Annotated in this window: 14 protein-coding genes; 3 read left to right on the top strand and 11 right to left on the bottom strand. The window is 52.1% G+C overall.

The genetic code is table 11. The annotated features are described in order from the left end of the window. Positions 1-119 precede the first annotated feature (119 nt). Positions 120-320, bottom strand: coding sequence for a carbamoyltransferase N-terminal domain-containing protein (locus tag CA13_RS19460; RefSeq protein WP_146399436.1), 201 nt, complete (start codon positions 318-320; stop codon positions 120-122). Positions 321-367: 47 nt separating this feature from the next. Here CA13_RS19460 and CA13_RS19455 point away from each other — a divergent pair, with 47 nt between their 5' ends. Continuing rightward, entirely contained in the window at positions 368-2,557 is a 2,190-nt protein-coding gene (locus CA13_RS19455) for a methyltransferase (RefSeq protein ID WP_419194584.1), read from the top strand. A gap of 47 nt (positions 2,558-2,604) precedes the next feature. On the opposite strand, the gene CA13_RS19450 is transcribed toward CA13_RS19455, so the two are convergent. From CA13_RS19450 to CA13_RS19410, 9 genes are all read right to left on the bottom strand, one after another. Next, on the bottom strand, positions 2,605-5,790 hold the full coding sequence (locus tag CA13_RS19450; RefSeq protein WP_146399432.1) for a glycoside hydrolase family 2 TIM barrel-domain containing protein: 3,186 nt from the start codon (positions 5,788-5,790) through the stop codon (positions 2,605-2,607). Between the two features lie 159 nt (positions 5,791-5,949). Continuing rightward, a complete protein-coding gene (locus CA13_RS35395; protein ID WP_473087469.1) occupies positions 5,950-11,061 on the bottom strand; it encodes a sulfatase-like hydrolase/transferase in 5,112 nt (1,703 codons plus the stop codon). A 62-nt stretch (positions 11,062-11,123) separates the two neighbouring features. Next, the gene (locus tag CA13_RS19435) at positions 11,124-12,539 is read right to left on the bottom strand and encodes a sulfatase family protein (RefSeq protein WP_419194583.1); all 1,416 of its coding nucleotides are present in this window, start codon (positions 12,537-12,539) and stop codon (positions 11,124-11,126) included. 4 nt (positions 12,540-12,543) lie between these two features. Then, on the bottom strand, positions 12,544-14,133 hold the full coding sequence (locus CA13_RS19430) for an arylsulfatase (RefSeq protein WP_419195128.1): 1,590 nt from the start codon (positions 14,131-14,133) through the stop codon (positions 12,544-12,546). A 62-nt stretch (positions 14,134-14,195) separates the two neighbouring features. Next, positions 14,196-15,611 (bottom strand): sulfatase family protein, encoded by a 1,416-nt coding sequence (locus CA13_RS19425; RefSeq protein WP_146399427.1) that lies wholly within the window; start codon positions 15,609-15,611, stop codon positions 14,196-14,198. A gap of 68 nt (positions 15,612-15,679) precedes the next feature. Beyond that, positions 15,680-15,847: a hypothetical protein gene (locus CA13_RS35390; protein ID WP_419194582.1), complete on the bottom strand. Its 168-nt coding sequence runs from the start codon at positions 15,845-15,847 to the stop codon at positions 15,680-15,682. Between the two features lie 114 nt (positions 15,848-15,961). Further along, positions 15,962-17,200, bottom strand: coding sequence for a DUF1559 domain-containing protein (locus tag CA13_RS19420; RefSeq protein WP_419194581.1), 1,239 nt, complete (start codon positions 17,198-17,200; stop codon positions 15,962-15,964). 107 nt (positions 17,201-17,307) lie between these two features. Beyond that, a complete protein-coding gene (locus CA13_RS19415; protein ID WP_146399422.1) occupies positions 17,308-18,699 on the bottom strand; it encodes a FecR family protein in 1,392 nt (463 codons plus the stop codon). Next, positions 18,696-19,211 (bottom strand): RNA polymerase sigma factor, encoded by a 516-nt coding sequence (locus tag CA13_RS19410; RefSeq protein ID WP_146399420.1) that lies wholly within the window; start codon positions 19,209-19,211, stop codon positions 18,696-18,698. The genes CA13_RS19415 and CA13_RS19410 overlap by 4 nt, the downstream gene beginning before the upstream one ends. 312 nt (positions 19,212-19,523) lie before the next feature. Between CA13_RS19410 and CA13_RS19405 the strand changes: the two genes are divergently transcribed. Together CA13_RS19405 and CA13_RS19400 are read left to right on the top strand one after the other, a co-directional pair. Next, positions 19,524-20,807: a DUF1559 domain-containing protein gene (locus CA13_RS19405; RefSeq protein ID WP_419194580.1), complete on the top strand. Its 1,284-nt coding sequence runs from the start codon at positions 19,524-19,526 to the stop codon at positions 20,805-20,807. 128 nt (positions 20,808-20,935) lie between these two features. Then, positions 20,936-21,493, top strand: a complete 558-nt coding sequence (locus CA13_RS19400) for a GNAT family N-acetyltransferase (protein WP_146399416.1) — start codon at positions 20,936-20,938, stop codon at positions 21,491-21,493. An 80-nt stretch (positions 21,494-21,573) separates the two neighbouring features. Here the strand turns inward: CA13_RS19400 and CA13_RS19395 are convergent, their stop codons facing one another. Continuing rightward, the gene (locus CA13_RS19395; protein ID WP_146399414.1) at positions 21,574-23,625 is read right to left on the bottom strand and encodes a DUF4190 domain-containing protein; all 2,052 of its coding nucleotides are present in this window, start codon (positions 23,623-23,625) and stop codon (positions 21,574-21,576) included. Between the last annotated feature and the right edge of the window lies 1 nt (position 23,626).

The raw sequence follows: 23,626 nt of genomic DNA, 5'->3' as shown, positions 1-23,626 counted from the left end.
TTGACAGATTTTAGTGCAGAGAAAGACCCCACGCTATAGCGTCAATCAACAGTATCCGTTTTTGAAAAGTCTAGTTACTCAGGCCGCAACAGCTTCTGTTGGATCTAATAAATTTCAGCCTACTCCAAAAAAAGGGCATCGCGTTTCTTCCGTGCGAAGCATTGTTCGACTGCCGCCACCATAATTTCACCATCGACAATTAATGCCGCCGCCGAATCGTGATAGAATGCAGAGAGACCTAAAATGGCAGTCTTGAAAGTTTTGGCGTCAATGAAGTCGATGAATAGGAAACCGAACTTTCGGCGGTTCAGGCGTAGCAAGCTCGCTGCCTACACCGCAAGTAAATCACAGGCAAATTGGCATGCGTATGAATGCTCCCGCTCTAGGTGCCAAGCGATGGACACCGCGCCAAAAATGCTGGCTGTTCCGATTGCTGGCGGTGCTAATCGGTTTAATGCCAGCCCTTTTCTTGGAGGTGTCACTGCGAGCCATTGGTTGGGACCCCGCAGTTCCATTGAGTGACCCGTTCGTGGGTTTCCAAAGCGAGCGTCCGCTTTTTGTGCCCTCTGACGATGCCCGTCGCCTCGTGACTGCGCCGGATCGACTTGAGTATTTTCGACCAGAGTCGTTTGCGAATCCCAAGCCAGCGAATGAATTCCGAATTGTGTGCTTGGGTGGTTCCACGGTACAAGGTCGACCGTATGCAATAGAGACTTCCTTCAGCACCTGGTTGGAACTTTCGTTGCGAGCGGCCGATCCCGATCAGCAATGGGAGGTGATCAACTGCGGCGGCGTGTCCTATGCCAGCTATCGACTCGTTCCCGTGCTTGAGGAAATGCTCCGGTACGAACCGGACCTGGTCATTCTCTATACCGGACACAATGAATTTTTGGAGGATCGATCCTATTCGGCATACAAGCAACAACCGGAGTGGATCGCTCATGCTTACGGGGGTTTAGCTCAACTCCGCAGTATCAATTTCTTGCATCAACTGGTGTCCAACAACGCTCCATCGAGCCACCAGCCAGCTGAAAAGGACGTACTCTCAACGGAAGTCGATGCCTTACTTGATTATCGCGGAGGTCTAGAGGACTACCACCGAGATCCAGAGTGGAAGCGATCGATTATCAACCACTTCGAGTTCAATCTTCGCCGCATGACTCGCTTGGCTGCTGCTGCCAAAGTGCCAATGGTGCTTGTTGATCCGCCGGTCAACATGCAAGGATGTCCTCCGTTCAAAGTGGCTGACACCGCAGGACTTTCGGCGGAAGAGTTGGCTCAGTGCCACAGGCTCGTCAACGACGCCATTGCAATGATCCAGACTGACCGAACCAAGAGCATAAACCTGCTAGACCAAGCCGTCGCCGTCAACAACCAAAATGCAGGATTACATTATCAGCTTGGTATGCTACTTCATCAGGAGCAACGATTTGCTGAGGCGAAAATTCACTTGCAGGCGGCCAATGATGAAGACATTTGTCCGCTGCGAATTTTGAAACCGATGAACCAAATCATTCGTGCCTCCGCCAACGATTCCCGCTGTCCCTTGTTAGAGGCTCGACAACGTTTTTCGGAATTGAGCAAAGGCGGGATTCCAGGTGACAACCTTTTTTTGGATCATGTGCATCCGACCATTGTCGGTCATCAAATCCTAGCTGGCGACATCACGGACAAGCTCGTGGAGCAAAACGTGGTAACACCTCGCCCGGGATGGGAAAAGCAACGCGACAAACTCTACAAACTGCACTTGAACTCACTCGACCTCGTGTACTTCGAAAAAGGCAAGCAACGGCTCGAAGGTTTGCGAAGATGGTCCCAAGGTCGGGCGAAAAAACAACGAGTGCCGACGTCCAACTTGAACCAGGAAGCATTACAACCCGGTGATAACGCTTCCGCTTCACAGACTCGGCCTGCTCTGAAAAGATGGCATACGCATGCCGATGTCCCTCGGCGGATCGCCCAATTCGACTCGGTATTCTGGGACGCGCAAGATACCGACACTTTGCGTCCCATGTTGCGGGATGAGTTGAACGGAGGATCCAAGCGAGTACTCGAAATTGGCACGGGCACAGGTTGGTTGACGCTGTTTTGTTTGGATGCTGGGGCGGATTCGGCAGTAGCCACCGACATCAATCCCGCGGCGGTGGCCAATGCTCGCTTCAATGCAGCCCAGTTTGGCATGAGCAAAGCCCTTGAGGTCAGACTCGTTCCGACAAACGCGCCAAGCGCCTTCTCGGTCATCGGTGCGGACGAACGGTTTGATTTGATCGTTTCGAATCCACCATGGGAGGATGCGGTCCCCAAGGAACCAAGCGAACATGCTCTGTACGATCCCAACTTTCAGTTGTTGGACTCATTGCTAAAGGGACTGAGACAGCATTTGAATCCCGGCGGCAAGGCGTTATTGGCCTACGGCAGCACGGAAGGAATTGAATTGTTGCAACAGATTGCTCCCAAGTACCAATTGAAGACCTTCGTGCGTGACGATCGCGACCTGCAGGAATTACCAGCCGTGTTCCTGCCAGCAGTGGTAATCGAAGTGGTTCCCGATGATTGACGCCAGCAGGTTGTGGGAGATCATGTTTTTGGCCTGACAAAAATACCCTAACGCATATCAAGCACGAACGACCACACGTAGGTGCCAGCGGGGATTTGGTACTTCTTAATTGGCAACGCTTTGGGTGACCAAGAATCGGTTCCTCCGACGCCCATTTGCCGATGGTCAAGATTCAATGTGTAGAATCCTTGCGGTTTTAACTCGTACGTGTGTTTCGCTTGCGACACGTTTTCAGCCGACCATGGCCAAATGGAAAAAGCCATTGGCGACTCTCCTTGAATTCTCAGTGTTGGTACCTTGCCTGAAAACTTGATCCAGCGAATTTGCGTCCGATTTCCATTTTCTTGCGGCCGGACGTAATTCTCCGCCATCTCACTAATCGCTGCATCGTGCACTTTGACCTCCGCACTGCGACTACGGTCATTGTAATTCTCCCACGGTCCTTTGCCGTAGTACTGGATGTCGGCGTACTCGTCTGAGATTCCCACAGTCATGCCCAACCGGACTAGCGGCGGCAACGATGGGTCGGCAACAAAACGAATGCCGACTTTTATATCACCGTCTCCGTTAATGAAATAATCAATGTCAATCACGACCTGCTCGCCCAACGCTTTTCTAACGGCAACTTTCACCGTTTGATCGACTTGTACCTTTGCTTCAACCCGTTTGGTTTGAAGCTTATCAGCCAATTCCATCCAGAACGCTTGATTTTTGTGAGTTTTCCCACCGATCCGATCGTTGTCCGTCTGCGGACGCCAAAAATTCATTCGCATTGGCGACTTCAATAGATCAGTGCCATTGATTTCATAGCGAACCAAGTCACCCGATTTACGATCGAAGTCAGCCTCAAAACGGTCGCCGGAAATAGTGATACGCTGGTCCGTGTATTCGGTTGATGGGGCCTTAGCCGAAACAAAGGTCGAGACGACTGGACCGTCAGGGGACACTCTGAATTGTTCTTTGGCGATTTCAAACCCTGCATCGCACCAAAGTTGCGGTCGCTTTTCATGCAAGCTAACCCGCAGCCAATATTCCGCGTCTGGTCTCATCGGAGTCTGCGAATACGGGATCGTCATCACGCGACCTTGCCCCGGAGATACCTCGAGACTCGGTAATTCACCGTGGGCGACATCGAGGCCATTCTCGGAAAGCTGCCAGCGGATTTGGTATTCAGCGGTGTTCTTAAAGTTAAATCGATTGATCAACCGGATTTTGCCAACGCTCAGGTCGATCGACTCGAATGCCACCGGCTGGAACACATACTTGCATTCCCATGTTTGCGGCTTTGGCGAGCGGTCCGATGCGATCACACCATTCAAACAGAAGTTACTGTCGTTCGGCGTATCACCAAAATCGCCACCGTAAGCAAAGTACTCGTCGCCATCGTCGTTGGTCGTCAACAGTCCTTGATCGACCCAGTCCCAAATATAGCCACCGATCAAGTTCGGCTTGGACCGGATCACGTCCCAGTACTCAGCAAGATTACCGAGCGAATTGCCCATCGCGTGCGCATATTCGCACATCACGATCGGTCGCCTAATATGCGGAGCCTCACTTAGGTTCTGAAGTTGCTTCACAGTCGGGTACATGCGACTGATCACGTCGACATAAGCGGGGTCATTGGGATTGGCCATGACGTCCCAACGTTGCGACTGGTTCCCACCGCCCGGGATATAGTCGGGGCTGTTCGGATCCCCTTGTGCCCCTTCATAGTGAACGAAGCGAGTCGGATCGAAATCCTTGATCCAATGAGCAGCCGCAGCGTGAATCGGCCCGCAACCCGTTTCGTTCCCAAGCGACCACGAGATCACGGATGGATGGTTCTTGTCACGTTCAACCATTCGGATGATCCGTTCGTTAATCGCATAGTGCCACGAAGGCGTGTTGACCAACAATCCACGCACACCATGCGATTCCACATTGGCTTCGTCCATCACGTAGATGCCGTATTGGTCACATAGTTCGTAGAAGTACGGATCATTCGGATAGTGACTCGTGCGCACCGAATTGAGATTGAATCGCTTCATCAATCGGACATCTTCGCGCATATCGTCGCGAGTCAAAGCTTTGCCTTCGATATGGTCATGATCATGCCGGTTCACACCCATCAGCTTCACTGCACGACCATTGACCATCAATGCACCGGAAGAATCGATTTCAACCTGTCGAAAACCGACTCGACAACTCCGCGATTCTGCCAATCCCCCTTTCGGATCCGTGAGAGAAAAAACCAGCGAGTAAAGATACGGTTTTTCCGCTGACCATTTTTCTGGTTTCGAGATGTTGGCCTCAAGCAATCCGAACGGCACTGTGTCGCGTTGTGGATACCATTCTTTAACAATCTTGTTGACCGGAATCGAAAGTGGTTCGGCCAGCACCGCTTGGTCATCAGCGTCAAATAACTGTGCCGACAAATTCCATCCGTCTGTCGACGCGTTTTGAATCCTTGCGATCTTCGGACGAATTTGCAGTTTTGCATCTTGCAGGTCTTCATCAAACTTCGTGCGCACAAAGAAATCGTCTAATGCCACTTTGGGTTCAGCCAACAACAATACTTCGCGATGAATTCCGCTCAGTCGCCACATATCCTGATCTTCAAGATAACTTCCGTCGGACCATCGAAAGACTTGCACGGCAAGTTGATTAGGGCCTTCTTTGACTAAATCACTCACATCAAATTCGGCGGGCAACCGGCTACCTTGACTGTAACCGGCTAATTCCCCGTTCACCCATACATAGAATGCGGATGATACGCCACCGAAGTGAAGCACGACTCGCATGTCTTGCCAAGTCGCCGGAATGTCAAAGTCACGCCGATACGACCCAACGGGATTAGTACGATCAATCCGAGGGGGATCCGCAGCGAAAGGATAGGTTGCATTGGTATAGATTGGCGTGCCGTATCCTTTGACTTCCCAACTGCTTGGCACTGCGAGTGAATCCCAATCGCTTGCGTCAAAGTCCGCTTGAAAAAAATCGACAGGCCGGTCATTAGAATCCGCTACGAATCGAAATTTCCAATCACCATTTAGCGAGATCATTCGTGCACGAGCACGATTCCCAGCGAGAGCCTCGTCGGTCGACGAGTAGGAATACGATGTTGCACGAGCGGGCATTTTGCCCTTGGCAATCGTCGTCTCATTCTGCCAATCAAGAGGAAAACGATCTTCCGAAATCGCAACGGATTGAACGAGACAACTGATTGCAAGGAACAAAAATAGCAGGCGTTTCATCGTTGGGCGTCTTTCGGTTCTAATTCCGGCGGCCATTGATCAGGACTGTGAAGTCAAGATCATAGTCGTAGCTGAAAGACGAGTCAAAACGGCAAAGGCACTGCTTTGAATTCACCAGTGGTATTGCGAGCAAATTTCAGTCCCAATCCCGTTTCGACGCTAGGACGCGGGATTATCAAGCTCTTCAAACGTCTGCGCTTCATCAGGCCCTGGGTTCTTGTATGCGGGATCTTTGGCTCGGATGTAGATTTCACCATCTTTGAGTACTTGCACATCAAGCGGGACGATCGTCACTCCTTGTTCGTTGATCGTTTGAGCATTGTTACCGAGATCCCGGGCCTCAATCCCGTCACGGGCTAGTGGTGGCACGTTCGCATTGAAAAATGCCGTACACCACCACTTACCGTTCTTATCTTTGAAGGGCGTGCCGTGACCAAGAAAGCGACCGGCAAATTTCCGCGGTCCATAAGGCCCGGTAATCTTGTCCGCAACGCAGTAGTACAAATTGTAAGAGCCCTTTCGTCCCTGGTCGGTCGACCACGCCGTTCCTAGATGGACGTACTTGCCACCGACTTTCATCATCGTTGCGCCTTCGTGCCCAATCCGGCTGATCGGTTTTCCATCTGGAGCAGGACGAGTTCCAGACGGATCAATCCGGATTGGCTCGGCCGTGTACTGTGTCAAGTCTTCACTGAGCGGCGCGATCAACGTGTTCTGCCACAACATGTAAACCGCTCCATCATCATCAGTAAATAGCGATGGATCATGTCGCGGCCCCATGCCTCCATCCATGGGATGTGTCCACGGCCCCGATAGCTCCTTACCGGCGGAAACGGCCAAACTGGAGTGCGACTTCGGACAATGCACAAGCGCCCAACGATCACCCATCCAATGTATTTCGGGTGCCCAAATCAATCGCGATTTCATCTTCTTATTCTGATTCGCGGCTTTGTGGGTGTCGTCGACCGTAAAGATCGGTCCAAGTGATTCCCAGTCGATCAAATCTTTACTTCGATAGACACGGACTTGATCGCCGACAATACTCTCGCCACCAAGACCGATGTTGTATGGGTTTAATGCTTCACGCGGATCATTTTCGATGGGCTGGGTGCCGGTAAGATAGTAGTAATCGTCCGGGCCAAGAGTGATGTACGGGTCACGAATCCAACCTGATTTGATATAGAGTGCGCGGTCGTGCGAATCCAGACCGGCACGGATCGCCTCGGGATCCATGACGGGGACGGGCTTGCGATCGGTAGACTGTTCGATGAACGCTGATTTTGGAAACTCGTCAGCTTTTTTCGTCTCGATTGAACCGTAAAGCTTCGCGTGCAACTGGGCCAATTGGTCGGCCGGTATCTTGATCACTTTACGATCGTAGGTCATCAACCCATTGATCTCGCCCTCGACATCAGTCGTTTGTGTGTAGACACCTGCGGCGATCCCTTGCGAACGAAGTGTATCCAATAGCTCAATCGATTTCACATATCGCGATTTGTATTCAGCTTCATCTTTTGGCAATCCGCCATAACCCCAATTCCTTCGGTCTGAATCCCATAAGTGACCTTTCACCGGGTAACCGTGACCGCCAAACTCACCGACCACTTTGATGTAGTCGTCAAAGCGGCCATTACTATCTTGGTCGAACGGAAAGCCGGGGTCGGGATATTTATGGGCGTCCACGATATCGCCGATCGGCCAAAAATTCCCACCGCTGGCGACATTCACAAGCCGCGAAGGGTCGCGTTTGCTCGTCCATTTGCCGACTTCGATCGTGCGATGTTGTCCCCAAGCTTCATTGAAGGGAGTCCACACCACGATCGAAGGATAATTTTTGAGCGTGCTGATCATCGCTTCGAACTCGTCCATGAATTGTTGATGCTCAGCGTCGGGCCAATCAGCATCGACCGGATTTTCCACTAACCGCGTCCACTTTGGCTTCGGGCCACCACTGACTTGATCCTGCCAAACCATCATGCCTAGTCGATCACAGTGGTAATAGTAGCGACGTGGCTCGACTTTGATGTGCTTGCGGATCATGTTGAAACCCGCTTCCTTGAGCCACTCGATATCAAACAGCATTGCTTCATCCGATGGCGGAGTCAAAAGACCATCAGGCCACCAACCTTGATCGAGCGGTCCAAAGTGAAACAACACTTCACCGTTGAGCGTAAATCGCCAATGGCCGTCGGCATCTTGGATTTTACCCACCGTCCTAATTCCGGTGTACGACTCTACCACATCGACTGCCTTCCCCTGTTGATCGATCAATGTCACTTCGATCTTGTACAGATGAGGGGAACTTGGCGACCACAATTTCGCGTTGGGGATTTTCAATTCAACGGTGTCGGAAGCCGTCACTTTCGCAACCACTTGTTCGTCGTCTTTCACAACCACTCGGATCGATCCGTTTCCTTCGATGACAGGTTGCACACGGATCGTTCCGGCACTCGCATCGGTTGTAATAAACAAGTCTTGGATGTAACTGTTTGAAACTTGTTCCAACCACACGGTTTGCCAGATACCCGAAACCTGCGTGTACCAAATACCTCGAGGTTCGAGTGTTTGTTTGCCGCGCAACTGAAACGCCTCCGTCGCATCTTCGACACGCACAACCAACTCATTTTCGCCCACTTTTACCGAATCAGTAATGTCGAACGAGAAAGGGTTGTTTCCTCCTTGATGCGTACCAACGGACTTAGCGTTGACAAAGACTTCACAGCGATAGTCGACCGCTTCAAAATTCAACAACTGTCGCTCGTCGCCAGTTTGCTCAACATCAAATCGACGGTGGTACCAAAGCGTTTCTTTTTCATCGAGTGATCGCTCAACCCCGCCAAGTTTGGACTCCAAACAATAGGGCACAAGGATTTGGCCCGCCCATTGGGTAGGATGCTCTTCTTGATCAATTGAAGTGATGGCGTAATCCCACTTGCCGTTGAGATTCAACCAATTCTTGCGTTGCAGTTGGGGACGCGGATACTCCGTCCAAGCGTTTTGGGACGTGACCGATTCGCCCCACTTTGTGATCAATTCCGACGAGAACGGCTTATCAAGAGACTTTGAACGGGGTATTGACTTTGGCTTCTTTTTGCCACTCACAGGAGTGCCATTGTTAGCCGACTCTCGGTTGGGCATACCAACCGCAGTTGGCGGCACGACGACCACCTTGTGAAGAAGCACCTTTCCATTGAACGGATTTGGCGCATTGTAGTCACCTGCGGCAGATCGATCATCGAAACCAATGTTCATACCATCCATCGGCTGGACCGGAATCAACCCGGGTGAAGGACGCGATAGCGATTCGGTATCGTTAACCGATAGCGTCATCAACTCGGGGTTGAGTGTTGCCGTGAGTTCAACTTTGCCGCTCGAGGGTTGTTTCGCAATAATGCGTTCGACATGACCATCGACGCGAACATCAAACGCGGCGTGTCCATCGACAAAGTGCAATGCATAACCGTACTGTATTCCGCCGTGCGCAATCACGACTCCCTTGGGCTCTTTCGCATTGACAAGTGCCTCAATACGCAAATCGCGATTCACGATTTGCGGCGAATCAAGCCCCCCTTGGTTTTCCAAGTTCTTGGCAACGGGCTCATTCGGTTTCCAAATCACACCAACATGCCGCGCCCATTCTTCCCATTGTCCGACCATCTCTTTCAATCGCTCGGTCTGTTGCTCGGCAAGATCATTTAGCTCACAACGGTCTTGGGCAAGGTTGTAAAGTTCCCACTTAAGTTCATGAGGCATTCGCTTGGCATAGACCGCTTTCCAGTCGCCCTTCCGCAATGCATGAGCCGCTTGGTGGTCAAAGCCAAGCGTTCGATTTGGAAGTGCATCGCCACGCATCGCAGGCAACAAACTGGTTCCTTCGATCGGTGTGATGGCGTTGCCGTGAAGCGTTTCTGGGTACTTCGCCCCGGCCACTTCGATCAACGTCGGCATGATATCCATCACGTGAGCGGGATCGCGAACCCAATCCTCGGATTTGCCAATTCCCTTTGGCCAATGAGCGATGAACGGCGTGCTGATGCCACCTTCATGCGTAAAGTGTTTGTAGAGCCGGAACGGTGTATTGCCTAGATTGGCCCACGCACTGCCGTAGGATTGATGCGTGCCGCGTCCACCAATTCCTTGAATCGCATCGCCCGTTCTCAGCGTCGTCGTCCCACGTCTTGATTGGCCATCGAAACCGAACGGTCCCCATTCGTAACATGCGCCATTGTCACTAAGGAAAAGAATCAGGGTGTTATCGAGGTCATCGGTTTCCTTCAAGTGACCAACAATCTGGCCGACTCCGTTGTCTACCCCTTCCACCATCGCCGCGAACACCGACATGCGACGAGCCAGGTCGCGTTGCCGATCCTCATCAAGCGAATCCCAAGCAGGATTATCTTGTCCCGAAAAACCATTGGCGATGTCATCTCGGTCCACGGGCACGAGCGAACGAGGGCTCAGTTTCCATCGTTCACCATCAACCAAACCAATTTCTTGCATCCGTTTAAAACGTTCTTCACGCAACACATCCCAACCGCGCATGTAGACTTTCTCGTACTTGTCCGCGCGTTCTTTGGGAGCCTGCACTGGAAAATGGGGCGATGAATGACCAAGGAACAAAAACCATGGTTTTTCACTCTTTTGCCCTTTGCGAATGAAGTTTAGGGCGTACTCGTTGAAAACATCGGTTGCGTAAAACTCATCCGCAGGGGGATCAATTTCCTTCGCACGGCCCTCGGGCAAGCGAAAATAATAGTCCGCATCGTATTGGTCATGGGAATGATCATTGGTGTAACCGTAGAACTCATCAAAGCCACGTTTGATTGGTCCGGTTTCGGGATGCATGTGCCATTTACCAACATAGTAGCACCCGTACCCGGCGGGTTTGAGCACTTCGGCAATTGTTGCACATTGATCGTTCAGGCGACCAAGGTACCCCGGGCCGCGATTGGGATCAGGTTGCCTCGTCGTGAAGTCACCTATCCCAGCTTGCGATGGATACAATCCAGTCATGAGCGACGCGCGACTAGGGCAACACCGTGCCGAGTTGTAAACCTGAGTGAACCGAATACCGCCCTCGGCAAGGCCGTCGATATTGGGCGTACTCAACTCGCCGCCATAGCATCCAAGATCGGAATAGCCCAAGTCATCGGCTAGCACAACAATGATGTTAGGTTTGTCGGACGCGACAGCACACGTCGACAATATCACCATCGCAATGACTGCGACATCGATCGCAAAAAACTGTTTTGCATACTTCAGGTGGGGCATTTGTTTTACCGTGTTAATGTTTCAGTCGAGAGGTAGGTCATTGTCATGAAAGGGCGAGGCTGTTAGCCCTTGATCTTTTTAGGACGCTGTCGCGGCTTAGGTGCAACATCAACCGGCTTAGGCCCTGTCACTGGGTAGGGTTTGTTGAAAACACGTTGTGTGTCTCCTTGCGTCTTCATCCAATCATCGAGCATCGATGACATTTCTGCGATGGTGGCAGCCTGCTTAGGATCTTCGGCTAAATTGACTTGTTCGTGGGGATCGCTATCAAGATCGTAGAACTCGATTCCAGGACGCACATAGTATTTCCCGACGATTGCCGCAGCTTTCGGATCGTTTTTTGCAGCTTCGTCCCATGAATCCCAATACGCTCCAGCACCATCTTTGCGATCGATATCGGAATGATTCGAGTGATAACAATCCGGCCGCAGGTTTCGAATGTATTTGTACTTCTCCGTACGCACCGCTCGGATGGGATAAACATTCCGATTTCCATCCCCACTATGCGTGGAAAAGATCACATCGCGATGGTCGCTACGTTTGCCGAAGAGAACTTGCGTGAAAGAGCGTCCATCAATGTGACTTGGAACCGTCCCACCAGCAATGTCAACGAGGGTCGGCATCACATCGACCCAACTGACCATCGCATCGGTACGAACATTCGGTTTCACATGACCTGGCCAGCGGACAATCAGCGGTGTGCGGATTCCTGAATCATAGAGATTCCATTTGCCAAAAGGCCATTGGGCTCCATGATCTGCACTATACAAAAACAGAAAGTCATCGCCTTTGAAATAATCTTGGGCCATACGATCGACTTCGCCCACCATCGCATCCATCCCGGTGACATCGGCAAGGTAGCGTGCCCAGTGTTCGCGAGTTTCTTTAGTGTCCACCGAAGCGACGGGCAATACCACCTGATTTGGGTCGTACGACGATTCTTTGATCCATGCGACGTGAGGTCGATGGTCGCCCACCATCAAACACAGCGGTTTGTCCGATTGCCGATTCGCGAAGAAGTTCTGTACCAGCCCTTTGATGCCATCTCGATCGCGCTGTTTCGGATAGTCACGACTGTGGTCAAAACCCGCCATTTCGGTTTCCCTACCATGCCCCACCTTTCCGAACGCGACCACTTCATAGCCTTGTTGCTGAAGTCGGTTCACCATTGTCAATGCACCATCGTGTGGCATCGTATGGTTCGGCTCGGCTCCATTGCGTGCAGGCATTAATCCGCTCAACAGTGCGGCACGGCTTGGGCCACAAGCGGGCGAAGCAACAAACGCTCGATCGAGGACCATCCCCCGATCAGCCAATGATTGTAGGTTCGGTGTTTTTGCGCAAGAACTACCGTACACGGAACTATCCGCCCACCCATGATCGTCGGCGAGAAAGACAACGATGTTTGGTTTGCCAGCTGCCGCAGCGGCACCGGCTAGCATCAGAATGGCCGTGACGATTCGAGCAATCTTCGCCATTGATTTATCCTTTTGCCTTTGCAGCTTGCTTCGGTTGTTTTCGCCCCTTTCTCTTCTTTCCATTCTTTGGTTTCGGAAGCACATTGGCTTCCTTGGCCCACTTCTGCCACTGAGTTGAAAGTGCGGCGACTTGCTCTGGCATTTCACTCGCTAGGTCGTTCTGCTCGGTGCGATCCGCCTTCAAATCGAGCAATTCCCAATCGCCATTCATGCCTTGGCGAACCAACTTGCGATTCCCTACACGAATCGCGGCGTTGCCTTCGTGCTCCCAAAACAAGGGCCGATCAGCAAAGTTTCCTGCACCGACCATCAGTGGTTTCAAGCTTTGCCCCTGCATCGGCGTGATCGCGTTACCTTGGTAGCTTTGAGGGTAAGTCGCTCCTCCTAAATCAACGCACGTTGCCATGATATCGATCACGTGTGTTGGCGTTTCAATCCAACCACTAGGACCACTGAGGGGCTTGATACGGCGGGGCCAATGGGCAATCAGAGGTGTCGCGGTTCCGCCTTCATGGTTGTAATGTTTGTATTTGCGAAATGGCGTATTGTTCAAATGTGCCCAACAGCGACCAATAAAAACATCGGAGTGCGGGTCACCAGGATTCGCTCCGTTGTATTTTCCAGTCACCCCCGCCTCGGCATTTCCACCGTTGTCAGACAAAAATAGGATGATTGTATTGTCGAGTTGGTTGCGTTCTCGCAAAGCGTCGACCAGCTTGCCAATGTTTTTGTCCACTTGGTCAATCATCGCCGCATAAATCGCCATCATGTCGTCATAGCGGCTTTGCTCGTTAGGCGACAGCGAATCCCAAGCGGGGACCTCTTCGGGGCGTGCTTCAAGCTTCCAATTCGGATCGATCAAACCAGAAGCAATTTGGCGTGCGTATCGTTCTTCGCGCAATTTGTCCCAACCCGCCATATACTTGCCTCGATACTTGGCAATGGTTTCCTCCGGTGCCATGCATGGAAAATGAGGTGCCGTATGAGCCAAATACCAAAAGAATGGTTTGTTTGCTGCGATCGCTTCGTCCACGAAGTCTATTCCTTGATCGGTCCACAAATCACAGCCATACCACGGCGGATTCGCTCGCGGATCGTCCAACGCTATCGTCTCGCCATTGAGGAACAAGCTCGCGCCCCCTTTGCTGCCGGTCTGATTTGAAAAATGGACACCACCGGCCGCCAAGGTCAAGTTCCGATCGAACCCGCGACCCCAGGGATTCACATCATGGTTAGCACCGACGTGCCATTTGCCAGTGATCGCCGTAAAATAGCCAGCCTCGCGGAGGACCTCGGCGATTGTGACGCACTTGTTATTGAGCCGACCTGCATAACCAGGTGCACCCTGATCCGCAGTCATCCATCCAATGCCGGCTTGATGGGAGTAGAGCCCGGTCAACAAGGACGCTCGTGTCGGACAACATCGTCCCGTGTTGTAGAACTGCGAAAACTTCACTCCACCAGCCGCTAACGCGTCGAGGTTGGGCGTCGGGATCTCGCTGCCATAAGGGCCGATGTCCGAAAACCCCATGTCATCGACCATGACAACAACCATGTTCGGCCTGTCTGCTGCTGTGGCAACGTCAACGAACATGATCACGCCCAATACGATCACAAAAAAGCAAACGAGCAGATGGGATGGTTTCATTTTCGTTTCTACCTCGATGTGGGAAAGTCTGGATCGCCCGCGTCCGCGGGCAAGCTGCGGTTCCATTGAAGCACAGCGGCAACCAAACGTTTGGTTACTTCAGGATGCTGGTCACTTACATTTTTTGATTCCGACGGATCGGTGGTCAAATTGAACAATTTCGGACGGTCACCACTATAGTCGCACAGCAATTTCCAATGATCTTCGCGAACAGCCAGATCAGGCAAATTTTCGAATCGACGAAACTGTTTTCGGTCAGGAGGCCGACGAAAGAAGAGGGCAGCTGAACGTGAAGCATCTGCTTTGCCGATCAGAGTTTCGGCTAGGTTTTCCCCATCAAATTGCGTGTCCTCTGGGGCCGACACTCCCGCCAAATCCAACAGCGAAGGAACCAAATCAATTGCGGCAAAAACGGACGACCTATTGATCTTTCCTTGTCGATCGGCAGGAATCCATCCTGGTCCCCATACAATCAACGGTGAACGAATTCCGCCTTCAAAAAGAGTTGCCTTCAAGCCTCGAAAGGGACCCGCCGAGCCACCGTTTTGCTCAGGGCCGTTGTCAGAACAGATCAGAATTAGCGTGTTGTCTCGCAGTGCCTCATCGCTCCTGATTCGGTCAAAAAGATTGGCAAGTTGCTTGTCCATTTCTTCTAACACCGACAAGTAAAGTCCATGTGGATTGTCCGACCAATTTTCGACGTCCGGAAAATACGGAGCATGGACATCATCCGGCCAAACATTGATGTAGAACGGCTTGCCGCTGGCTTGCGTTTGGTTGATAAACTCGATTGCTTTGTCCGCGAACCCACCAGTGATCTCTGAACGCAACATCCACTTGACGGGCTCACCCAAGTTGACTGCGTTGCCCCATATCTTCCCTTTTTTCACACTTCCGTCTTTGTTCGGCACTTCGGTCAACGGCAATAGCTTTGCCCCCATCCCTTCAAAGTTGGTCAGCGAAGTATCGAACCCGTATGCAGTGATCGGAGGCGCGTCATTCACATCACGCTGACCACCCATGTGCCATTTTCCACAATGCGCCGTAGCATAGCCGGCTTGCTGAAGCGATCGAGCCAGCATTGGCGCGGCGGGGTCGAGCCAATTCGCCACACCACGTCGCGCGTTGTCCTTGCGATTGTTCAGAAACGACGAGATCCGGTAACGTTGCGGGTATTGGCCGGTAGAGATTGCTACTCGCGATGGCGAACAAATCGGCGAATTGACGTAAAATTGGTGAAAGCGAATCCCTTCTTCCGCCATCGCATCAATATGAGGCGTCGCGGCTTCGGTATTACCGAAGCACGAAAAATCTCCCCATCCCATATCGTCAATAAAGACCAAGACAATGTTAGGCTGCTCGGCGGCATAGCTGGAACAGGCGATCGTGACCGTGAACAAGAATAGAACAAGTCGAAGTTTCATGGCAGGGTGATTAATGTGGGTGGGCTCGGCTTGGGTAGGTTCAGCAGTGTCTTGATGATCAATATAACCTATCGATCAGCGCCGCCGCTGGCGCTTTCTTGATTGTAGGCCTCCATCTCTTCGGGGGACATCACCGTGTCCCCTGGATCAATGACGGTATTCTTTGGTTTACCACATCCGGCAACGCAAAACAGGATGAGACAAATTGACAGCAGCTGAATCGTCTTAAAGAACATAATGTATTTCAGAAGAAAATGTGTAAACAGATGTAGAGAGAAAGTCGCCCAGCGAACGTCATTCGCTGGCGACTGAAAAAACGCTAAGAATCACGCAGGAACGAAAAACAAAGGCTAGAAGTCGGCGTTAATCGTTTCCTTGCTAGCCCGAGTACCGAGGGCACCCCATAGACCAAACGGACTCTCGAAACCGGGGGCCTGAGTACCCGTTCCGCGAGCCCAAACAATCCCACTTCGACTCGAGCCAGCCTCGATCGATTCGGTAATGAATTTCACGGCACCATCAGCCATAAGCACATGAGCGCCTCCTTGATGGCGACTGCTGATCGACCCTTGCGATTCGGCAGAATCATTGCCTAACTGGCAAAGTTCGCTATTGGGCGGCAAAATCGTAGAAAAACCGGTCATTTGCGGAACACCATGACACCAACGATAGCCACGACTGCGGTTGACATTATCAAGTTGGTTGTTTGAAGGATTGCCCGTTGTTATTTGAACGATAGAACTATCCCAAAACCGCGGACGCAGCGGATCGATCGCCCCCGAGCAATTCTTCGGGTTGTCTCGTAGGGAAACCCAATTTCCGGGATTTCTCAGAGCAACGGTTGTGATATCGCGATCACCGAGATCCGTGTTAATCTCGCCGCACATGATCGTATTTGAAAGTCCGTCAAGGACGTCGCGGAACCTCATCACGAATCGCCCTTTGAAAACACCTCGGGCATTGCTGCGAACCGCCGCGATTCGAGCACTATCGTTGTCGCGCCAAGCTCCTCCACCAAAATAGATCGCCGAACCGTTGTTCCGCACCCATGAATCCCCTAAGCAGGCCGCATAGTTGGTTCGGCCCATCGCCGGAAGCCCATACCCGGGATCACTTGGGCAGCGGAAGGTGGACACTTCCGTCATCCAGGGAACATAGAGGGTTTGCCAAGGAGCAGGCCCCATCGCTGACCATGGAAGCGTAGGCGTACTTCCGTCCGAATTCACATTAAGTGGATTGGAAATCTGTTCCCAAAGCGCCTGCTGTTCGACGAAAGGCGTCAAACCTACAAGATAACTCAGATGCAAGATATTGTTACCGACGCCTCCGCCCGCAATCCCAGCGCTCATACTATTGGTTGGACTGCGCGTTCCGGTTTGCTGCGTCGGCAACTGCTGGTAGGCCGAATGATAGTTGTGGATGCCAAGCCCAATTTGCTTGACGTTGTTACTACAACTCATGCGGCGTGCCGCTTCACGGGCCGCTTGAACCGCTGGAAGGAGCAACCCCACCAATACACCAATAATGGCAATCACGACCAACAATTCAACAAGCGTGAAGGCTCGTCGGTCGTCTCGAAACACTCTCATCATTAACTCCAAAGAAGAAAAATTGCGAGCGCAACGGCGCTCAGAAACAAACAAATCGCTGCCAACCACAAACCCGTTGCGATTCGCACCGAGAAAATACGCTTCGCTTAGCTTTCACCCACGAGAATACGAATGTGATCCATACCCGCACCGACATTTAGATGGAAATAGAGTTGCCTTCCGTCCTCACTAATTCGCAGTGAGTCCGCAGGCAATAGACCTTCTTCGGTATCCACGTCTTCGAGCCATCGCATGTCCATGGACGCATAGTCAATGCCCGCAAGCCCAAACTCACGATCGCTTCGCTGGAGTTGAATACGCCCAACCGCAACGCCGAGAATTTCGTGCTCGAACGTAACGCTACCGCTGAGCGAAAGACGCCTAATGGTCTGCATATCCTCAGGCTGATACACCAACAGATAGCTGCTGACGATATTACCCACACCAATTTTTTGACGCACATCTTTGTTGGCCGGCCAGGATGCACCGGCCCCGAAAAAATCGACTCCAATGTCCCGAACAACTCGATGATTCAATTGCTCAGGGATCAGGAACAGCTTGTGATCGCTCGCCAGAGACTCAAAAGAAAGGTCCGGCCCTGGCGCAACAAACTCAATCAGGTTCGAAGCCTCATCGATCCCAACACTTAACGGCCATATGTCTTGATACATTTCGGGAGCAAATGGAATCTCTCGGAGCCCTTTTCCATCGCCCTTCGTCGAAAACCCCTTACCTTCAACAAAGGTTTGCTCCTCCGAGTACAAAGGATCGCTGGTCACACGTGCTGCAACCTTTCCATCAAAAACCGCAACATCCACCATTCCATTGTCGCGCGTCGATAGGCCAAACGCGGTCCCCATATCTCGAACCTCAAGATCGCCCGCGATGACTTTTAACTCGCTTTCTTCATGAGGCATCCTTGCGGTCATTTTCCCCTTCACCATCTTGATCGTCTTAGAATCCAGCAAACGAAACGAGGCTGGTCCAGCTATCGACACAATCGCGCCGCTTGGCATCTCAAAGCGTGTGGAACCGGCCTGAAGCTGATAATGATCGTGATGGTCGAGATACTTATCCAAAAGGGGAAGACTCGTTCCCTCCCAACGTGCAAAATTGGCATACGTGATAACAGCACATCCCGGCGGAACGATGACGCGGCCTTGAATCGCAACATCCAAGGACGGATCGCCATCGCGTGAGGGAAGTAAAAGAAAAAACGCAAGACAGCCAGCTAGCGCCAAGGATGCCCAAACGATCGGAACCAATCGCCACTTCAATTGCTTCGGTGACGCCACCATGGAATCATCGCTAACGAAGACGCGATGGCGACACAACTCCGCAATCGCAGCAGACTGTTTTTGAGTCTCAATAAATAGCTCTAACTTCTCGCGATCTTCCCGCAATTCAAGATCGAACTTTGCGAGTTCAGACTCGGCCAAGCCCCCGTCCTGATAGGCTGCAACTCGAGCCAAAAAATCATCCCGTTGTGACTCGTTCATTGGCTTTCCATCTCCAATCGCTGAGAAATACAATTCCCAAGCGTCTTGTGGATCCGAGAGATCAGCTGATAAGCCGACTCCACCTTGCCTCCGATAAAGCTCGCGATTTCACCTCCAGAGCGATTTTCAAAATAACGCAACTTGACGATCTCTTGACTACGTGGCGTAAGCATTTCCATGCATTGGGCCAAAGCCTCAAACCGCAACTCACGCCATGAATCGCCCGCTTCGGTCCAATTCTCCTCAAGCAAATCAAGCGTCTCAGTGGAAAGCCCCACGTAACGACCCTCGCGAGTACGAATAATGTCGATTGCACGATTCCTTGAACTGACTCGAAACCAATTGACCAAGTGATCCTTGGACGTGAACCGTTCTCTTTCACTCACCGCCTTGACGCACATTTCCTGAAACACATCTTCCGCGAGATGGTAATTCCGGCAGACGCTGTATACATACGACGTCAGCGAAAGCCGTTGCTGAAGAAGGGTTTCAGTTATTTTCTGTGGATTCATACGTGTCGCCTCGTGGACAATACGAAGGGAATGGACCAATCTCGACATAGCAACTCCCAAAAAACTTGTGAATATTCAAACCGCAGGTGCACTGATCACGACGGCAAAAATTGGTTTGCAACCGAATGGCCGGATCTTCGAAATCACTGCTTCAGTAAATGCCCCCTCCCCCCGATACTATCGGGATTCCTTATCATCATGGTTATGCCTCAACATGATGCTATCGGGGGACCATGGAGACATCCGAAGGCGAGATGCTTGGTTTCACCGATAAAGCCAGTTGAACAAGACCAGTCGAATTGGAGAAATGAAATGAGTCAAGAAGCAACGACCCCGCATCGCTTTTTCACTTGGGTCGAAGTCGTTGCCATCGTAGGCGTTATCGCTGTATTGGTTTGCCTATTGCTGCCCGCAATATCGGCAGCCCGCGAAGCTGCCCGACGAATGTCATGCAGCAACGATTTCAAACAGATTGGTTTGGCGATCCACAACTACCACTCTGCATTCAGATGCATTCCCCCGATTTGTTCGGGTACCGGACCGACGCCTGGGCAAGATGACTTGTCAAACCAAAGACGTCTTTCTGCCAACGTTCCGATGACTCCCTTTATCGAATCAAGTGCGATGTGGAGCATGATTTTGAATCCATACATTACCGATCGGAAGCCAGTGGTGGTGGTCGAAGAAGAATGGTCAATGAAATTAGACAGCCGATTTGCAGACGAAATTCTCGATCAACTTTCGACCGCCGACGGACCACTGATCAACGAAAACGGTGAGCACTATTTCCCTTCAATGGGACCGGCTCCGTGGCGAGCGATTGACTATCCTCCTTGGCAAATAGGGATGGCAACGTATCGGTGTCCCTCGGATACAACCGAACGTCCCGTGAAGCATGCTGCATTGTCGAACTATGCATTTTGCTATGGTGATGGCATCCACGAAGTCGGCTACGAACCAGGTTCTTATCTGAAGTTCCGCGATTCCAACGCAGATACCCTGTCACAGCGGGGCGCCTTCGTCAGTGGAACCTTCATCAAATTCAGAGACTGCACCGATGGCTTATCCTCCACCATCTTTATGGCCGAAGTCGTTACGGATACGGACCCGCAACGCATGGAAAGCAATATTGCGTCCAACATTGCGGGACTCAAAGACAATCCGTCGCTGTGCCTGAATACCATTACCAACGGTGGACGTTTTTCACCGGTACGGTACAAGCCGAACATCACGATGCGACGGACACCGGATGGCAAAGCTGCGCGCGGTGGCAATTGGGCTGATGGTGCCATTACTTGGTCTGGATTCAATACGATCCTGCCACCAAACTCGCCCAACTGCGATACCGCAGCCGAACATCGACTCGAAGGGGTCTTCAGTGCATCGAGCGCCCACGGCGGTGGTTGTCATGTCTTGATGGGGGACGGAGCCGTTAAGTTTCTCACCAATTCGATCGACACCGGCAACTTGACGGCCCCGAGCGTCTATTCAGGAAGCAAAGCCGACGTGGACGGGGAGAGTCCCTATGGCATTTGGGGCTCGCTTGGAACGATAGCGAGGGCTGAAACGGATGCCGAAATTAGCGAATCTGACTGAGCGAACGACTGCGGCCCTGTCCGAATCCGAAAAAGGGAGCTGATTTAGCGAGAAAACGTTTCCCGTGTGCTAAAATTGAGTTGTCGGTTGTGTTTCCCTGACCTCCTACTAGCCGCGAGTTCACCCTAATGGGCTTAACTTATTTCAAGCGATTTCGAATGGAGCTTGATCTCGCGCAGCCCCTGTCCGATGGGTTAACGACACCCGATGGCTATGAATTGGTACCTTATAGCGACGGTCTTGTGCGCGAACATGCGACGGCCAAGTACCGCAGTTTTCGCGAAGAACTCGATGCGAATGTTTTTCCCTGCCTAGCGCGCCTTGATGGTTGTTTGCGGCTGATGAGAGAGATTACCGGTCGTGCCGGTTTTGTGCCCGAAGCAACTTGGTTAATGAGGTTTCGCCCTAGCACATCGACTCGGCCCGAAGCAGTCGGCACGATTCAAGGATTACAAGCGGAAGGGTGGGGAGCGATTCAGAACATCGGGATTTCGCCCAAACATCGCGGAAAAGGACTTGGCTCCCTGCTGTTGCTTCGTGCCGCTCGCGGTTTTCGATCGGCGGGATTGTCCAAGATGCACTTAGAAGTCACCACCGACAATACAGCAGCCGTTCGACTCTACGAACGAATCGGTTTCCGCCGCGCTCAAACCGTCTACAAAGCGGCTGAAGTCGCTGGCGTTTAACCCCAACTGCTCGCGATCGCCACCGTTGAATCCGTGGGAACGCGTTGACGGTTTCTGCTTTTGCAAAACAAAACGCGACACTAAAAGGCACTACCGCCAAGCCGGAAAACCGACAGCGTTTGGCCTGCTGCACTGGGGATTGCCGCGATCATCCGACCGTCTTGAGAGAACGCTAAGGCGTTGATGTAAAGGACATTCCCCAAGTCAATCGTCGCTAGATGCTCTCTCGTTTCGATATCCCAAAGGTACGCTTTGCCACGTCCACCCGAAAGAAGCCATCGCCCATTAGGATGAAACTTTACCGCCCACTGTGTCTCTCGCAGATCCTTTGCCAATGAAGCTTGTGGCTTTCCAGTTTGCGTGTCGTAAACCGTGATCTCGCGTCCAGAACTGATTGCGACAAGCATTCCGTTCGGAGAAAATGACGCTGCTTGCGTCCCACCGCGGTCGAGCGGGATCGTGTTGGTTAACTCTGCCAAGCGGAGGTCAAACTTCACCAACGAACGCCCATCGGTCGCCATCGCGCCGACGCCCGTGGGCGGCAAGTGAACCGCAAGCACCTTGCGGTCCAGTGCTTTGAGCGTCCGCTCGTCGCTGGCCGAACCACCGTAAGCTTGCCACACGATCGTCCCATTGTCCCCCGCGCTGAGAACAAACCGCGCAGCAGGGCTTGGCAAGATCAAATTGGCACCGCGAGTATACGAGTGCAATGGACTCGATTCGCCAATCAGCCCACTGGCGTCAACTGCATGCACCTGCGTTTCGCCATTGGACGTGCTGCAAAAGAGTGTCTTGCCATCAGGCGAGAATGCAACGCATTCGACTTGGCCATCGCTCACCTTCTTTGCTTCACCGACCTGTTCCCCACTTTGCAAATCGAAAATCAAAACAGACCGATCGAGTTTTCCACCAGCTAACCAACGTCCATCGAGAGAAAACGCCAGCGATTTCACCGTCCAACCGAGATTGGAAAACTCAAATGCCTTTTCCACCGTGATCCCCTCGACGGACATGCTGGTGGATTCTACAGGTGGCGGGGGGTTGGTTGGCTGGAATCGAGGTGGCTGGATGCTGGGCGGCGGCGGTATTTGTCGCTGGGGTTTGCGAGTTGTCGGCGGACGAAACGAAGGTTCCATCGAAGGGATGTCGGGTGAGACACTTGGCGGCGGTTCCATCTCCGCTCTAGGAACGACGTTCTCCGCTTCGGTTGGAAGAATCGGCGAATCCGATTCAACAATCGACACAGGAAAATACTCAAATAACGATTCACGCTCGCCCAAGACATAATTCGATTCGCCATCCCCCTCCGGAACTTGTCCGGTCATCACGTCACCATAGAGCAGCGTTCCACGAAGTCCGACCGCCAAGCTATCGCCCGGCTTTAACACTTCAGCCGCTTTCTCACTGGCGAGCGACCAAGCAATGATGGCGAGCGACTCTTTTCCTTCGTCATCAAATTTCCGGTAGGAGGGAACATGTACGACGAAGGCACAACGATCCGAGTGCAATTCACAGTGCACGATAAATTTGCCCTGTGACAAACTCACGATCGGTTTGCGCTCGTCGGTAAACAGAGCCTCTCGTAACACTTGAAATTGTTGCGAGAAGCCCAGTGCCAACTGCTTCGCTTCGGGTGTGTTCCCCGTGGCTCCGTCGCCACCGCTTGCACTCATCACCTTGAGTTCGGCGTCCCGTAAACGCTGTTGCGACGTGCTGGCTTCAACCAGAATGCCATTTCCGCGATCCCGTTCCTGTTTGGCTTCGTTAAAACCTTCTAGAAAGGCGTTTCCAACCGACAACAGCATCAGGATAGAAAAAAGGAGCATTGGGTAGCCGACAGCTAACCCGGTAATGGCAAGTCCCTGGCCAGCGATCTTACCACTGGACGCGTTGATCCGTTTTAGTCCCATATGCCCCGTGACCACAGCGATCACCGACGGCACAATCGACAACCCGCAAAGACACAAAAACAGAGGCGAAAGCACCGCCGAAATCATGCTGGCCAGTGCTAACCCCGACGTTACCGGCGGTTGATTCGTTACCGGCGGTTGATTCGTTACCGGCGGTTGATTCGGAGCAACCTGCTTTCGAGCCGCCGCCGCTGCGGCAGCGGGATCATCATAAGGATTCAAA

Origin of the sequence: Novipirellula herctigrandis (genome assembly GCA_007859835.1) — a bacterium.
In the GTDB taxonomy this organism is placed as follows: domain Bacteria; phylum Planctomycetota; class Planctomycetia; order Pirellulales; family Pirellulaceae; genus Novipirellula_A; species Novipirellula_A herctigrandis.
Note: the sequence above shows the minus strand (reverse complement) of the source record. Positions and strands in the feature narration are given on the sequence as shown.

What these genes read in the sequence shown, in the direction of transcription:
- CA13_RS19455 (WP_419194584.1), top strand. Translation starts at nt 368, where the DNA reads ATGAATGCTCCCGCTCTAGGTGCCAAGCGATGGACACCGCGCCAAAAA.
- CA13_RS19450 (WP_146399432.1), bottom strand. Translation starts at nt 5,790, where the DNA reads ATGAAACGCCTGCTATTTTTGTTCCTTGCAATCAGTTGTCTCGTTCAA.
- CA13_RS35395 (WP_473087469.1), bottom strand. Translation starts at nt 11,061, where the DNA reads ATGCCCCACCTGAAGTATGCAAAACAGTTTTTTGCGATCGATGTCGCA.
- CA13_RS19435 (WP_419194583.1), bottom strand. Translation starts at nt 12,539, where the DNA reads ATGGCGAAGATTGCTCGAATCGTCACGGCCATTCTGATGCTAGCCGGT.
- CA13_RS19430 (WP_419195128.1), bottom strand. Translation starts at nt 14,133, where the DNA reads ATGTTCGTTGACGTTGCCACAGCAGCAGACAGGCCGAACATGGTTGTT.
- CA13_RS19425 (WP_146399427.1), bottom strand. Translation starts at nt 15,611, where the DNA reads ATGAAACTTCGACTTGTTCTATTCTTGTTCACGGTCACGATCGCCTGT.
- CA13_RS35390 (WP_419194582.1), bottom strand. Translation starts at nt 15,847, where the DNA reads ATGTTCTTTAAGACGATTCAGCTGCTGTCAATTTGTCTCATCCTGTTT.
- CA13_RS19420 (WP_419194581.1), bottom strand. Translation starts at nt 17,200, where the DNA reads ATGAGAGTGTTTCGAGACGACCGACGAGCCTTCACGCTTGTTGAATTG.
- CA13_RS19415 (WP_146399422.1), bottom strand. Translation starts at nt 18,699, where the DNA reads ATGAACGAGTCACAACGGGATGATTTTTTGGCTCGAGTTGCAGCCTAT.
- CA13_RS19410 (WP_146399420.1), bottom strand. Translation starts at nt 19,211, where the DNA reads ATGAATCCACAGAAAATAACTGAAACCCTTCTTCAGCAACGGCTTTCG.
- CA13_RS19405 (WP_419194580.1), top strand. Translation starts at nt 19,524, where the DNA reads ATGAGTCAAGAAGCAACGACCCCGCATCGCTTTTTCACTTGGGTCGAA.
- CA13_RS19400 (WP_146399416.1), top strand. Translation starts at nt 20,936, where the DNA reads ATGGGCTTAACTTATTTCAAGCGATTTCGAATGGAGCTTGATCTCGCG.